The organism is Thermococcus onnurineus NA1, from assembly GCF_000018365.1.
In the GTDB taxonomy this organism is placed as follows: domain Archaea; phylum Methanobacteriota_B; class Thermococci; order Thermococcales; family Thermococcaceae; genus Thermococcus; species Thermococcus onnurineus.
In genome coordinates, this window is record NC_011529.1 from 1,421,279 (window position 1) to 1,434,375 (window position 13,097).

General features: G+C 51.2%; 16 protein-coding genes. 6 read left to right on the forward strand and 10 right to left on the reverse strand.

Translation table 11 applies throughout. From position 1 onward, the window contains the following. Nucleotides 1–37 precede the first annotated feature (37 nt). Together TON_RS10135 and TON_RS10140 are read right to left on the reverse strand one after the other, a co-directional pair. On the reverse strand, nucleotides 38–892 hold the full coding sequence (locus TON_RS10135; RefSeq protein WP_012572509.1) for an ABC transporter permease: 855 nt from the start codon (nucleotides 890–892) through the stop codon (nucleotides 38–40). Further along, nucleotides 892–1,554: a hypothetical protein gene (locus tag TON_RS10140; protein WP_012572510.1), complete on the reverse strand. Its 663-nt coding sequence runs from the start codon at nucleotides 1,552–1,554 to the stop codon at nucleotides 892–894. Before TON_RS10140 ends, TON_RS10135 begins: the two co-directional genes overlap by 1 nt. Nucleotides 1,555–1,595: 41 nt before the next feature. On the opposite strand from TON_RS10140, the gene TON_RS10655 reads away from it, so the two are divergent. Continuing rightward, a complete protein-coding gene (locus TON_RS10655; protein WP_012572511.1) occupies nucleotides 1,596–1,745 on the forward strand; it encodes a hypothetical protein in 150 nt (49 codons plus the stop codon). Between the two features lie 73 nt (nucleotides 1,746–1,818). Here the strand turns inward: TON_RS10655 and TON_RS07920 are convergent, their stop codons facing one another. The 4 genes from TON_RS07920 to TON_RS07935 all read right to left on the reverse strand — a co-directional run bounded on the left by TON_RS07920 (nucleotide 1,819) and on the right by TON_RS07935 (nucleotide 5,922). Beyond that, the gene (locus tag TON_RS07920; RefSeq protein ID WP_012572512.1) at nucleotides 1,819–2,166 is read right to left on the reverse strand and encodes a hypothetical protein; all 348 of its coding nucleotides are present in this window, start codon (nucleotides 2,164–2,166) and stop codon (nucleotides 1,819–1,821) included. Nucleotides 2,167–2,288: 122 nt separating this feature from the next. Next, the gene (locus TON_RS07925; RefSeq protein WP_012572513.1) at nucleotides 2,289–2,963 is read right to left on the reverse strand and encodes a TIGR00153 family protein; all 675 of its coding nucleotides are present in this window, start codon (nucleotides 2,961–2,963) and stop codon (nucleotides 2,289–2,291) included. A 4-nt stretch (nucleotides 2,964–2,967) separates the two neighbouring features. After that, complete coding sequence (locus TON_RS07930) at nucleotides 2,968–4,188, reverse strand: inorganic phosphate transporter (protein WP_012572514.1); 1,221 nt, start codon at nucleotides 4,186–4,188, stop codon at nucleotides 2,968–2,970. Between the two features lie 96 nt (nucleotides 4,189–4,284). Then, the gene (locus tag TON_RS07935) at nucleotides 4,285–5,922 is read right to left on the reverse strand and encodes a metallophosphoesterase family protein (protein ID WP_012572515.1); all 1,638 of its coding nucleotides are present in this window, start codon (nucleotides 5,920–5,922) and stop codon (nucleotides 4,285–4,287) included. Between the two features lie 108 nt (nucleotides 5,923–6,030). Here TON_RS07935 and TON_RS07940 point away from each other — a divergent pair, with 108 nt between their 5' ends. Then, nucleotides 6,031–6,387: a cupin domain-containing protein gene (locus TON_RS07940; protein ID WP_012572516.1), complete on the forward strand. Its 357-nt coding sequence runs from the start codon at nucleotides 6,031–6,033 to the stop codon at nucleotides 6,385–6,387. On the opposite strand, the gene TON_RS07945 is transcribed toward TON_RS07940, so the two are convergent. From TON_RS07945 to TON_RS07960, 4 genes are all read right to left on the reverse strand, one after another. Then, nucleotides 6,384–6,950, reverse strand: coding sequence for a signal peptidase I (locus TON_RS07945; protein WP_012572517.1), 567 nt, complete (start codon nucleotides 6,948–6,950; stop codon nucleotides 6,384–6,386). The genes TON_RS07940 and TON_RS07945 overlap by 4 nt on opposite strands. A gap of 19 nt (nucleotides 6,951–6,969) precedes the next feature. Beyond that, on the reverse strand, nucleotides 6,970–7,371 hold the full coding sequence (locus TON_RS07950) for a hypothetical protein (RefSeq protein WP_012572518.1): 402 nt from the start codon (nucleotides 7,369–7,371) through the stop codon (nucleotides 6,970–6,972). Nucleotides 7,372–7,544: 173 nt separating this feature from the next. Next, nucleotides 7,545–8,822, reverse strand: a complete 1,278-nt coding sequence (locus tag TON_RS07955) for a tRNA (N(6)-L-threonylcarbamoyladenosine(37)-C(2))-methylthiotransferase (protein ID WP_012572519.1) — start codon at nucleotides 8,820–8,822, stop codon at nucleotides 7,545–7,547. Between the two features lie 113 nt (nucleotides 8,823–8,935). Further along, nucleotides 8,936–9,148, reverse strand: coding sequence for a TRAM domain-containing protein (locus TON_RS07960; protein ID WP_012572520.1), 213 nt, complete (start codon nucleotides 9,146–9,148; stop codon nucleotides 8,936–8,938). A 275-nt stretch (nucleotides 9,149–9,423) separates the two neighbouring features. On the opposite strand from TON_RS07960, the gene TON_RS07965 reads away from it, so the two are divergent. From TON_RS07965 to fdhD, 4 genes are read left to right on the forward strand one after another with little or no spacing between them, the layout of a single operon-like run. After that, nucleotides 9,424–10,602, forward strand: coding sequence for a nickel-dependent hydrogenase large subunit (locus TON_RS07965; RefSeq protein WP_012572521.1), 1,179 nt, complete (start codon nucleotides 9,424–9,426; stop codon nucleotides 10,600–10,602). After that, nucleotides 10,599–11,282: an NADH-quinone oxidoreductase subunit B family protein gene (locus tag TON_RS07970; RefSeq protein WP_238516391.1), complete on the forward strand. Its 684-nt coding sequence runs from the start codon at nucleotides 10,599–10,601 to the stop codon at nucleotides 11,280–11,282. Before TON_RS07965 ends, TON_RS07970 begins: the two co-directional genes overlap by 4 nt. Continuing rightward, entirely contained in the window at nucleotides 11,279–12,109 is an 831-nt protein-coding gene (locus tag TON_RS07975; RefSeq protein WP_012572523.1) for a Coenzyme F420 hydrogenase/dehydrogenase, beta subunit C-terminal domain, read from the forward strand. The genes TON_RS07970 and TON_RS07975 overlap by 4 nt, the downstream gene beginning before the upstream one ends. 37 nt (nucleotides 12,110–12,146) lie before the next feature. Continuing rightward, a complete protein-coding gene (gene fdhD / locus TON_RS07980) occupies nucleotides 12,147–12,914 on the forward strand; it encodes a formate dehydrogenase accessory sulfurtransferase FdhD (RefSeq protein WP_238516393.1) in 768 nt (255 codons plus the stop codon). Nucleotides 12,915–13,097 lie beyond the last annotated feature (183 nt).

Consider the following 13,097-nt stretch of genomic DNA (forward strand, 5'->3'; position numbering starts at 1 on the left):
CGTTATTTTCTATGCTTCTTCCCAGACTTTGGTTGAATCACCTCAGATCTGCTTTTCTGAACCTCAGCCAGGAGAGGGCGAGGTAAAGGAGCGTCGGTAGGAGGAGCATAGCGAGGTTTCCGGGCAAGTTCAAAACTTCTCCAACCGACTTTGGTGGAAGTCCCCTATTTGGGGCAACGGCCATCGAGATAACCATGTTCTGGAGGGACGGGCTTGGAATGTAGTGGGCAACGCTGAAGAGGTTATCCCGCCACGAAGTCACTATAAGGAGGGGCACCGCAAAGTCAAGGAGAAACGCCAGGAACAGTGCCGTTAGGAGGGAAACTTTTCCCTTTGAGAGTGTGGAAAGGAGGTAGCCCAGGGCAAGGTACTGGAGGAGGGAAAAGTAAAGAAGCGCCCCAAAAACAATCGTGAGTTCGAAGGTCTTGGAAACGGGGGCGCCGATGTGTACCGAATATGTAGCTATGAAGGAAGCGTACAGGGCCGTTCCGAGGAACAGGGCAAGAGAGTCCCCCAGAAAGCTCCCGGCGAAGAAGTCCCTCCTCCTCAAAGGCTTGCTCAGCAAAACCCTTACCGTACCGTTTTCCACGGCGGAGTTTACGGCCATCGCACCTAAGGGGAGCACCACCAATGGAACCATGAAACCACACATTGCGTGGGGCATTCTGGACAGAAGTCCCGGAATGCCATAGTAGGTGAAGTACTTGTCGAGGCTTCCCTTCTGAAGAAAGGCCATAAAACCCGTGAAGACCACAAAGGCCAGGAAACGCTTGCTATGCACGCTGATCTTAAGGAAGAGACCGGTGATGCCGCGGGACGGGACGGGGGCTGCCAGGGAGACGTTGAGTCGAGCGTTCCTAAGCTCCGTTCTCCGGAAAATCTCGGAACCCACTAGAGTGGAGAGCAGGGAGAAGGACAGGATGGTGATGACTGCCCCGGGGAGGTGTCTATTCCAGTTCTGGTAAATGAGAGGGCATTTTGGAGATAGTTGAAGGGTAGAAAGTCAAGCGAAATGCCCAAGTCAAGATTTGAGGCCAGAAGGAGGGTTATAAAAGCTCCAATCCCAAGGAAAACGCCGGTGTCCCCGCTTCTCACGGCCGGAATAATTAGGAGGGCCACTCCCACAACACCGATGAGAGCTACCGAAAGGCCGATTGCGCCCAATATGTAGTCTTCAGGATCGAGGCCGTAGTAGAGCATCGCCAGACTTCCGGAGAGGACCATGCCAAGGGCAGGGATTAAAGCAAGCTCTACACCTTGCGTTATCCATCCCATAAAGTAGCGCCTCTTCGTGAGGGACTTGCTGAGCATCAACGCTGCTCTTCCACTCTCGAACTCGGAGCCGAAGATGAATAGAAGGTATATTAAAACAAACGGGGCCAGGAGGTATTTGATAAACGGCGGAACCCAATTGGAGAGGACGTCGGCGGTTATTACTGCACTCAACGCTTCCTCTTGGAGCTTTGAGGGAAGCTTTCCAAAGTCGTAGCTAACGGCGAAGGCCGGAAAGAGCGAGAGTGCGAAGAGTGCAAGGGACACTTTACGGTGCTTCATCCCGCAGCCCTCCACGAGTTTAGTTCAAGCCTTGTAACTTGATGGGAGAGCACGAAGCCGACAAAAGGAAACAGGGAGCCAAGGGCAAAGTAGGGAACGAGGGTAAGACATCCTCATTAGAGAGTCCGGTGAGGAGTGTTAAAAGGGCAGAGATTCCAAGAGAACGGACAAGCCTTTTCAGCTCAAAATGAAAAAGCCACATGATAGCTCTCTCCAATTGCTAGCGCGTGTTAACGTTGAACATTATGTCGCTATCACGGGTGTTCACTTCCCGCGGAGGCTTATGTCGAGGCTTATGGAGCTATCACCCTCGTTTCTGATGATGACCCTCCAGGAACCCTCCGGAAGCTCCACCGTCTCTTTGACCTCGGTTACGTTTGTTCGCTTGAACAGTTCCTTCGAGCCATCGGACGATATTATGAGCAGGGTGAACGGCCCGTTTCCTGAGACCCCTATCTCCAAAGTCGCAGGCCCCTTAAAGGAATAATCAAGCTCTCTATGCGGCCCAATAATCTTGCCCTTCGAGTAAACAAAGTTCCCTCCCTCAATGCACCCCGCGACCAAGACGATGAGGAACATACCAACCAGCAAGAGGCCAACGTTCCGACCCATCTACAGCCCCCCGATTTTGAATTTAACAAATCCCGTCACAAAAATGACCACTAGCTATATAAATTTTTACCCGCTTACAAACAGTATGAGAACCAATCAAAACAAAAAGAAAAAATAACAGCTCACTTGTTCATCATGAGCCTTATTCTTTCCGCCGAATCCTTGGCCTTGTCGGATATATTGCTGAGAGTTCTTGCTATGTTGAGGATGTAGAAACCGTCGCCCCAGCTCAGCTCGTTCTCCTTCTCGAAGACGAGCTGCATGAGCCTCGTATCGAGTCCGTCTATCTTACTCTCGACGCTCTCTATCTCCCTGATTATCTCGTACTCCCTCTCGATTTCCTTCTCGGTGAAGCCGCTCTCTATGACGCGATCCATCTGGACTATAGCCTCATGGACAAGCTTAGCAGCTTTGATGCTCTCCGTCCCCATCTGGAGGATTATATCCTTAATATCGGCCGGGATTTCATTCGGTCTCTTGATGAGGAGCCACTTGGCGGTGTCTTCAGCAGCGTCGGCAACCTTGTCCTGCATGTGGAGGTATACGAGAACATCCTCCCTCGCGACGGCCATGAGAAGCTTGGAGCTGAGGGAGTCCCTTATTTCCTCCTTTATCCTGTCGGCGACGTCCTCGAGGCGGTCGACCTCGATGGCCACCCTCTCCATCTCCTCGAAGTTCCCCTCGTACCAGAGGCGAAGGGCCTTCTCGAGGGTCTCAACCGTCTGGAGAACCACATCAGCGTGCTTAATTAGAGGCTTGAACGGGCTCTTCGCGAAGAGTTTGGTCCACACCTGCATGATATCACCCCACCACCATAAGCACCTTGAATATAATGGCGCTCACAACGGCCGCTATCGGAACCGTCACGAACCAGGAGATTATTATATCCCTCACGATGTTTTTGTTTATTGCCTTTACTCCCCTAGCCAAGCCTATACCTATGACGGCACCGACCACCGTGTGGGTCGTTGAGATCGGCATTCCGAGCCAGGAAGCCACGAGAACCACCGTTGCAGCGGAGAAGTCTATGGTGAAGCCCCTTGTATTGGTAAGCTCTGTTATTTTCTTGCCGACCGTCTCCATGACGCGGTAGCCGTAGGTTGCGACGCCAACCGCTATGCCTACTCCACCGAGGACGAGAATCCACCTCGGAACGGGCACCTGCATTCCAGCCAGACCCATCGTTGCGACGGCGTAAACGGCGGCAACAGGGCCTATTGCGTTGGCGACGTCATTGGCTCCATGAGCTAAAGCCACGTAGGCAGAGGTGACCACCTGCACCTTCTTGAATATGCTCTCAACGCCAATGTACGGGTCGCTCGAGGGGAAGCGGACCTTTATGAGGAAGTAGCTGAGGATGAAAACGATTATGCCAAGAGGTATTCCATAGAAAATGACCCCCGTCTTGAGGTCACTCCCGTGGAGAACCTTGATGTAGAACATGGCCCCGATGACCACGAAGGCCATGCCTATCCAGAAGGGAGACCATATCCTCGCACTTCTCACAGGATTTCCGCTTTCGAAAATGCTCTTGGTAAGGGCCTTGAAGATGAAGTAAGCCATTAGGGCACCTATTACCGGGGACAGTATCCAGCTAAGGACGACCTGCGCCATCTTGTCCCAGTTGACGATGCCCAGGCCGGCGTAGGCTATCCCGTAGCCCGCTATGCCACCTATGATCGAGTGCGTCGTTGAAACCGGGAGTCCGAATTTGGTAGCCGCTACCAGCCAAATCGTTGCAGCAAGCAGGGCCGCTATTGAGCCGTATATAAGAACCGTTGGATCTGTGATTTTGTCGGGGTAGAGTATGCCCTTCCTTATCGTCTCTGTGACGCTCTTGCCGAAGAAGTAGGCTCCGGTGAACTCGAGGATACCCGCTATGATCACGGCCTGCTTCGGAGTTATCGCCTTCGCACCGACAGCAGTGCTCATAGAATTTGCGGCATCATTGGCACCGATGGCCCATGCCATCGCAAATCCAAGAACGATGGTTATCAGCAGCCATGGATCCACGCTTATCACCGAGAGAACGCTTCCCCCGAAGATATAAATATCTTGCCGCAGTAGAATATAGTGCACCGCAAAGTTCTATATAGACATAAATAGAATAAAGAGAAATCAGGGTTCAACCTTGACGGGCTCAACCCCAATGCTTCCATCGGTTGCCATGAACAGCCTCGTGTAGTGGTCAAAGCCGCCCTCGTCAGGTGAAGCGTAGAGCGGGGCCCCTGCAGCGCCGGCTACTACGAACTCAGCACCATCCTTCTCGCCGTACCAGAACATATGGATGTGGCCAAAGATTCCAAAGGCATTGTACTCCTTCATAAGCTGAAGGAGCCTCTTTCCATCGGTTGGGTTCATGCCGTGGTCTCCCTCAGGCCTGGGATCAACGGGCGGTGCATGCATTACTATGACGGGCCTCTTACCCATCTCCTCGGCCTTCTCAAGCTCATCCTGGAGCCAGACCCACTGTTCGTCGCTCAGGCTGTAGTCGTTCTCGATGTTGTTCATGAAGATGTAGTAGTAATCCCCGAGAACAAAGGAGTAATCTGTCGGACCGAAGAGCATATGATAAATGTTTATTCCCTCTCCCCTGTACTCGTGGTTACCCGGGGCAATGAATATCGGCTTCTCCCACTCCCACTCATCAAGCAGGGCCGCCCACTGGTCAACCGTTCCCGAATAGATAAGGTCACCGCTGTCTATGATGAACACGGCATCTTCTTCATTATTGTTTATCTCCTCCATTATTTTAAGGAACACCTCAGGGACCTCCGTGCCGCCGTCCGATCTGTGGTCACCGAAGGCTATAATCTTATAGTCGCCAAGCTCCTTGGGAGCTATGTTGAATGAATCTGCGCTCGTGGTGAACTTTACCCATGTGTTTTCCGCTTCGGTACCCTCCGGAAGCTGGAGGACTTCCGGATTGGTGTTTTCAATGATGTACGTTAGCTCAATGCCCTTGGCATTCTTTACCTCAACAGTGATGTTAAAGCTCAAAGCGTGAATGTAGACGGTAGAGCCGTTCACGTTGCTTATGAAACCACCCTTGACCGTCACGTTTTCTCCCTCAACGACGCGCCAATAGTAGATGAACGGCTCCTTGATCTTGAAGGAGTCAAGATACCAGTGTTCGCCCTCGTCCGGGATTCCGTTCCAATTGTTGTCGCCTATGACCTTAACCAAAACTCCCTCAAAGTCACCCATCCTGACAACATCGTCCGTGCTAACGCTTCCGCCGTTCTTAAGTTCCAGCGCGTATTCAACGGCAGCACCTGCCCCCGCCTTACTCGTTCCGGTGAAGACGTAGTAGGCTTTTCCATCCTGGTTAAAGACAGCGAAGATACCCTTATCCTTGCCAACGAACTTGACGCCGAGCTTGTAGATGATGTAACCGAAATAGTCGTTGACTGTGATGAGAATCGGCTTACCCTTAAGGAGAGCCCTTGCGTCAGCGGGAGAGAGGATCGCGACGCCACCAGTGTAGTCCTTAGCTGGAAGAATCTGAGCGTCCGGGAAGTAGTGCTTGGCCAAATCCTCGTAGCCTTCACTCACGTAGACCTTTGAGACGTCCGCAAGGTTGTACCACCCTGTCAGAACCTGACCCTTCTCATAGCTATCGAAGTCTATGCCCTCTGAAGGCGTAGAAGTTGGAGACGTCGACGTTCCCGTTGTCTCGGTGGTTCCGCTGGAGCCGATACATCCCGAGACCAGCACAACGAAGACGAGCAGGATTGCAAAAGTGGCTTTCTTCATGGACTTCACCTAAGAGGAGATTGACACACGGCCTTAAAGCCCTTTTGATTCGCCTTTCTGACCCACCATATTTAAATATCCGTTCACCCAAGAGAATGGGGTGATACCATGTTTGTCGGACACTACACCGAGGTGCCCGAGAAAGACACCGGTTTTGAGGGAGTGACCATCAGATGGCTCGTTTCCCCGAAGCTCGGGGCCAAGAACTTCGCGATGAGGTATTTCGTCCTCAAGAAGGGTGCTGAGATACCCCTCCACAGTCATGACTGGGAGCACGAGATATTCATCATGAAGGGCGAAGGAATAATAACTAACGGGAATGAAGAGCACCACGTTAAGGCTGGAAACTTCCTCTACGTCCCGCCCAATGAGCCCCACGGCTACAAGGCACTGAGCGAAACCTTCGAGTTTCTCTGTCTGATTCCGGTCAAACGGGAAGCCATTCCAGACGACGAATGGGCCTAGCGGCGCTTGTAGTGATAGACCTTTATTTTCTTTCTCCTAAGGAGTTGAAAATAAGCTTTTCTGGATTTGGGGGGGATTGGGGGTTCTTCAAGAAACGCCCATGCGAGGTCATATGCAAGGGAGGCTACGAATATCATAATGAGACCGAGGATTATCAGAGGGGTGTGGTACCAGATGACGCCGATTTTGGGGATGACGAGGAGAGGTTTGCCGATGACCTGCTCGGGATATACCACCCATGGATCAGGTCTCTCACGGTTGTCTCCCTTAGTAATGTAATAGATCTGTCCGTTTTCATCCGTGCGGATTTCGGCAACCCTGTGAAGGATTCTATAAGTGGAGTTTCCAATCTCGATGTTGTATAGGATAACATCACCAACGTGAACATTGTGAGAGGGATACGTAACAACGAGGTCGTTGGGATTGATGTTTGGCTTCATTGAGTCAGTAAGGATGACAACGTACTGAAAGCCGAAGATGAACTTAAGGACAACTACTAGGATGACGAAGAACAGGAGAAGGTAAGTCAAAATGGAAAGGATATCACGGTGCTTAACATTCATTCAGAGCCTCCTAGAGAGTTCATGAACCCTGGTAGACCACATAAACAGTGTCAAAGCTGCTGAGGGGAACACCATCAGCGCTGGCTCCGTTGGTGAATGTCACAGTATAAGTACCGCTTCCATCAAGAGTAACCTGGCCCCATGCAACTAGAGTCGTGCCGCTGTAGAGCTTGACGTAGAGGGTTCCAGCTCCGGGATCAGTGGTTATGGTAACCGTTGCACTGACTACGTAGTCCGGATTGTTGGCGTTAAGGTTCCAGGTGACATCGGCCGTGGTGACAGTGCTAGTGATCGTCTTGCTTCCCTGACCAAGCTCCTGAACGTTAACTGTAATAACAGGCACAGCAAGCGCGGCACCAACCAGCGTCAGGACAAGCGCCAGCGCGAGTGGGATTAACCTCTTCTTATTGTTCCTCCTCATGGGACTTCACCCCTACTGACTATAGCCTTGTGGCTTTTGGTTGAATGAGATATATAAATAGTTTTCTAAAACAAACCATGTTGGTTCACTGTAGGATATTGTAGGTTCCACAAATGAACCACAAATTTATCGTATGCACAACAATTAATATTGTAGAATCTGCAAAAAATACCTCAGTGTAAAACAGTGCCTTTAAGATATGTGGAACCTGCCCAAGTGACCCTGGCGTTTATCAGTTCTCCTGGTGCCCCACCATCAAGTATTATGTCTTTGTAGTTGAAAGTCCTGCCCTCCACTCCGCCCTTTTTGCCCTCACCGTGGATGAGAACCTCAATCTCCCTTCCAACGTAGTTCTGGTTTATCTCGTAGGCGATCTGGAGTCTGAGCCTGTGGAGCAAGCGAGAGCGCTCCTTGACCTTCCAGCCGGGCAGCTGCTTCCATTTGGCAGCTATCGTTCCAGGTCTCGGCGAATAGCGGGAAACGTTTATCTTATCAGGCCTCACCCTCTTAACCAGTTCCACTGTGTTCTGGAATGCTTCCTCGGTCTCTCCAGGGAAGCCGACTATGATGTCCGTGTTAAGGTTCAGCCCGGGAATCTTCCTTCTGAATTCGTTAACTATCTCCTCGAACTCCTCAACGGTGTAAGTGCGCCCCATTCTCCTCAGCACTTCGTTGTCCCCGCTCTGAACAGGCAGGTGGAGGAACTTGTAGACTTTCTCGTCCTGATAGGCCTCAATCAGCTCGTCAAGGAACTTTATTGCATGGTTCGGGTTCATCATGCCGACCCTTATCCTGAACTCTCCTTCTATGGACGTTATCTCATCGAGAAGCTCCGCCAAGTTGGTCCCAATATCGAAGCCGTAGCAGCCAGTGTCCTCGCTGGAAAGCTGTATCTCCCTGTATCCGCGCGCCAAAGCCTCCTTGACCCACTTAACCACGAGTTCAGGTTTGTAACTCTTGAGAACCCCACGAGCGAAGCGCGTTGCACAGTAGGTGCACGCGTTGAGGCAGCCCTCGCTTATCGGAACCACGAAGGCAACGCCACTTCTCCAAAGGCGGGGAAGCCCAAGCTTGTCAAGACTTCTCTCGCGCCAGCCTTCAACACTCACCAGCTTTCCGTCGCGCTCGGCAAGGTCTATTGCCTCAGCTATTCTGTCTATGCTCTTTACTCCAAGTATTCCAGAAACGCGAGGGTCTATTATATCAGGGTTGACGTGTGTGAGGCAACCCGTAACGATGACTCTTTTACCAGAATCAAGGAGCTCTTTTATGCGCTCCCTCATGTGCTTCTCGGTAGGGTCCTTTACGGCGCAGGTGTTCACAACAACGTAGTCAGCACTTTCCGGAGTCTCCACTAACTCATAGCCCGCTCTAAGGAGGATTGCCTCCATTATTTCGGCGTCCGCTTTATTCCTGGTGCAGCCGTAGGTCTCAACGTGAACCTTTATCATCGCACTCGCCTGGGCTTGGGGGTTTAAAAAGCATGCTGGTCAGGTCTGTGGATACAAAATCAAAAAGCATGAATAATGAGTTCCAAAAGTATAATAGTAAGAGGGAAAGGAAATCAAATAACCTCTCCAAAAGCGAACTTTCTCTTGACTGAGTTTATGACGATCTCAACCTCGTCGCCGACCTGAGTGTTCGGGACGAAGATAACGAAGCCCTTTATCTTGGCGATACCATCGCCACCTTTTCCAAGGCCCTCGATCTTAACTCTATACCTTTCTCCAACCTTAACAGGGGCTTCGTAGCCACCGTCAAATCCATTTCCATACATATCTAACACCAACTCTTTCAACTTTTGGTACCCTTTGGATGGCTCCAGAAGAGCACCAGGTCTATTTAGTTTGATACTTTATAAACCTTTGGGCAGTTCCAGCGAGTTACCTTTGCCAAAAAAGTAAACAAAAATGTTTGAGACACCAAAACAAGCTGAAAAAAGTGAGATTTCGACCGAAGATTCCGTTTTAAACCTCAGGTTCAGAAAACGCTTTTATCCATAAACCCATTAGTTTAGATTAGGTGGAGTGGATTTCATCTGGAGGTGATAATTTGAGTGAGATTACCCTCAACAAAGTGTGCCGAATCGCCGGTGAGGCGAAGCTCGTGCTGTATGAGGAAAACGGAACAGTTCAAGATGCACTCTTCATCGCCACTGCCCCAATTAGGGGATTTGAGAAGCTTGTAGTAGGCAAAAATCCACTTTTCGCGGTCGAAGCTGTCATGAGAATCTGCGGTCTCTGTCATGCGTCCCACGGTATAGCGATGAGCGAGGCCATAGAAAATGCCATTGGAATAATACCACCAAGAAACGGAATACTGATGAGAGAAGCCCTCGGCCTCGTGAACAGGATTCAGAGCCACATGCTCGAGTTCCTCATGGTTGCTGGGGACCTGCTAATCGAGGAGAAAAGGGAAGAAGTTCTGTTCCAGCTCATGGACTTCCACGCCAAGATCAGCGACTACCTTCTCAAGATGGGAGGCGCAGCAACACATCCCCCAAACCTCACCGTGGGAGGAATGTTCTCTGTCCCCAAGTGGAGCGTCTTCAACAACCTCAAGGCACGCCTTCCAAAGCTGACCGGGCAGTGGGAAGAGATAGCACATTTGCTGACCGATGAGGACATCCAGACAGAAGTTGCTGATGAACTCAGGGAGAAGAAAGCGGAAAACAACTACCTGGTAAGCAGCCTGTTCTACGGGGACAGGTTCAACATAAACGCCGAGAGAATTGAGACAATGCCCTATTATGAATACAGAAAGGACAACCCCCACTCAAAGGAGTCCACCACACTCATAGCCTTCTACGGTGGGGAAAAGGTTGAAGCTGGCCCAAGGGCAAGGATGAAAGTTTACCGGGAGTTTACAGATTCTTCCCTCTATGGCCTTCACACCGCGAGGGTTCAGGATACAACGCTGGCACTCATTAGGCTTGAAGAAATCCTTGACAGCATAAAGATGGACGAGCCGTTCAGAACGAAGAACATAGTTTTCGGGCCAGGCAAGGGTGTTGGAGTCTACGAGGCACCAAGGGGAACACTCATCCACTTGATCGAACTTGGAGACGAGGGCAGGGTGGTTTCCTCCAAGATAATCGTCCCCACAATGTTCAACATTCCCGTGATGGAGGAGATGGCAAAAGGTCTGAGCGTTAAAGCGGCCGAGGCCGTTATGCGCCTATATGACCCATGTATTCCATGTACGACCCACGTTGTGAGGTTGGGGGGATGATTATGGAGAAGCTTAAGGTTCTTCATGTTGATGTAGGGGGTTGTGAGGGATGCAACGTCAGTATCATTCGCGCATATCCAAAGCTCATGGACTTGATAGAGCTCGACATATCATACCTGCGGAAGGATGAGTGTAAGCTCGACGAGTACGACGTGGCGATAATAACCGGTGGAGCATGTATGAACGAACCAAGGATTCTTGAAGAGCTAAAGGAGATAAGGGAAAAAGCTCACACTGTGGTGGCCTTCGGTTCGTGTGCAACCTTCAGCGGGATATTGCGCTTCTGCCGCGGCGGGCAGGAGCCAAGGCCCGACCACAGGAACTTCCAGCCCATAAACAGCGTGATTAAAGTTGATTACTCCATCCCGGGCTGCCCGCCAACACCACAGATGCTCCAGTCCTTCTTCAAGTTCTACATCAACGGTGACGAGAGAAGGCTGAGGCTCTTCAAGGTGAGTGCCGACATAAAGAAGCTGAGCGGCTTTGACCTGATAGACGATATAGTGCTTACGGGCCTCTGCATAGGTTGTGGTGCCTGTGAGCTGTCGTGCCCGACCAACGCAATCAAGCTGATAGACAAGAGGCCTAACCTCGTTCAGGAGAAGTGTATCCGCTGCGGCACCTGCTATATAAGGTGTCCGCGCGCCTCACAGATTCTGTCCATGGGTGGTGCGAGATGATGAGCGTTTCAGAAAATCTTTTGGGAAACGTCTTTGGAATTTATCTTGCGCGGGCAACCGATGAGGAAATACTCAAAAGAAAGGTTGCCAGCGGCGGTGCGGTTACAGCCCTCTTAGCCTACGCCCTGGAGAAGGGCCTCATAGATGGCGTTGTAACGGCCAAAAGGACAGAGGGGTTGGAGGGTCAGGCTGTAGTTGCGAGGACAAGGGAGGAGCTCCTTGAAACTGCCGGAAACAAGTGGAGCATAGTGCCCTTCGCCTCCAGGATGAAGGCCAAGATAGAGGAGGAAGACCTAAAGAACGTTGCCGTGGTCTGCCTCCCCTGCCAGGCCCAGTTCTTCGGCCAGATGAGGGACTTCCCACTCCTGGAAAGCGATTTCGGAGAGAGGATAAAGTACATCGTTAGTCTCTTCTGCATAGGAACATTCGCATTCGAGGCATTCCTCAACTACCTCAGGATGAAGCACGGCATAATGGCCCAGGATATCAAGGACATAGTCCTTAAGGGGGACTTCCTCGAGATATACCACGGCGATTCAGTGCTCTCACTGCCGATAAAAGAGGTTTACTCATACCTCCAAGCCGGCTGTCTGGTCTGTACTGACTACACCGGAACCTGGAGCGACATCTCGGCCGGCTTCGTGGAGAGCGAGAGGGGATGGACTGTCCTCATAACGCGCAACCTTAAGGCAGAAGAGCTCGTTAAGAGCGCCGAGAAGGACGGATACATAGAGCTGCGCGACGGCTCCCACGTGATGGGAGAAGTCCTCAAAGCGGCCAGGGAAAAGCTTGCGAGAGCGCAGAAGAACATGATGTATCTGCTCTGAGGACAACTTTTCCATTTTCTCGCTATCCTTTTGGAAGGTGGTTGAGTTGATAAAGAAAGTGAAAATTCTCAAGTGGCAAGATGGGCTCGTTCCCACCGAGGACTATATCTGCGTCGAGGAGACCTTTGAAATCTTCGCAGTACACGAAAAGGACGAAGAGTTTCTCGCCGAACTTCCTGCTTCACCCAACCAGCTGAAGGAACTTGGAGCCGGATTCGTCGTGTGCGGAGGCTATGAAAGACCGGAGGACATAGTTGACGTATGGGTTGAGGGCAAGGAGATTTACGTGAAGTTGAAGGATACCCCCGCCACGGGCGAGCTGGTTGTGAAACACACCCCCTGCGGCGACCCCTACAGAATGAAGGAGGGCAGAATTCTCAGCAGGAAGGGCGAGGAAGTCAAAATAACCCCCGGCCTCGTATTGAAGATATCCTCCACGATGACAACGCTGGCTGAGACGTGGAGAAAGACAGGGGGCACCCACTGGGCGGCCCTCTTCGATTTGAACGCCAATGTCGTTGCCTTCAGCGAGGACATAGGCAGGCACAACGCCGTCGATAAGGTCGTAGGATACGCCGTCCTCAACGGACTCGACCTTGAAAGGCTTATCCTGGCATCGAGCGGCAGGATGCCATACGGCATGGTAAGAAAGGCAGTCAACGCGGGCATTCCAGTAGTGGTGACGAAATCACCGCCGACGGACAAGGGCGTGGAGCTCGCCAGGGAGCACGGGGTAACCCTAATAGGCTTCGCGAGGGGAAGGCGCTTCAACGTGTACTCCGGGGAGCATCGATTATTGTTCTAAGACTTATTCCTATTTTGTCCTAACTTCCCTCGCCCTAAGGGACAATACCTGATGAACGGCCAAACATGTCTATTAAGGGCATTCTTAATTCAATGTTCTACGTTCATAAATGACCTTAAGTGATTTTGTTTACCCCAGTATTTGGCAGTATACAAACAGACTTAAAAAAAGCCTTCTGAGGGC

Excerpts from the sequence above, each read along its gene's own strand:
- TON_RS07925 (WP_012572513.1), bottom strand. The coding sequence starts at position 2,963 with ATGCAGGTGTGGACCAAACTCTTCGCGAAGAGCCCGTTCAAGCCTCTA.
- TON_RS07975 (WP_012572523.1), top strand. The coding sequence starts at position 11,279 with ATGATGAGCGTTTCAGAAAATCTTTTGGGAAACGTCTTTGGAATTTAT.
- TON_RS07920 (WP_012572512.1), bottom strand. The coding sequence starts at position 2,166 with ATGGGTCGGAACGTTGGCCTCTTGCTGGTTGGTATGTTCCTCATCGTC.
- TON_RS07950 (WP_012572518.1), bottom strand. The coding sequence starts at position 7,371 with ATGAGGAGGAACAATAAGAAGAGGTTAATCCCACTCGCGCTGGCGCTT.
- TON_RS07935 (WP_012572515.1), bottom strand. The coding sequence starts at position 5,922 with ATGAAGAAAGCCACTTTTGCAATCCTGCTCGTCTTCGTTGTGCTGGTC.
- TON_RS07960 (WP_012572520.1), bottom strand. The coding sequence starts at position 9,148 with ATGTATGGAAATGGATTTGACGGTGGCTACGAAGCCCCTGTTAAGGTT.
- TON_RS07940 (WP_012572516.1), top strand. The coding sequence starts at position 6,031 with ATGTTTGTCGGACACTACACCGAGGTGCCCGAGAAAGACACCGGTTTT.
- TON_RS10140 (WP_012572510.1), bottom strand. The coding sequence starts at position 1,554 with ATGAAGCACCGTAAAGTGTCCCTTGCACTCTTCGCACTCTCGCTCTTT.
- TON_RS07970 (WP_238516391.1), top strand. The coding sequence starts at position 10,599 with ATGATTATGGAGAAGCTTAAGGTTCTTCATGTTGATGTAGGGGGTTGT.
- TON_RS07945 (WP_012572517.1), bottom strand. The coding sequence starts at position 6,950 with ATGAATGTTAAGCACCGTGATATCCTTTCCATTTTGACTTACCTTCTC.
- TON_RS07955 (WP_012572519.1), bottom strand. The coding sequence starts at position 8,822 with ATGATAAAGGTTCACGTTGAGACCTACGGCTGCACCAGGAATAAAGCG.
- TON_RS10655 (WP_012572511.1), top strand. The coding sequence starts at position 1,596 with ATGGGAGAGCACGAAGCCGACAAAAGGAAACAGGGAGCCAAGGGCAAA.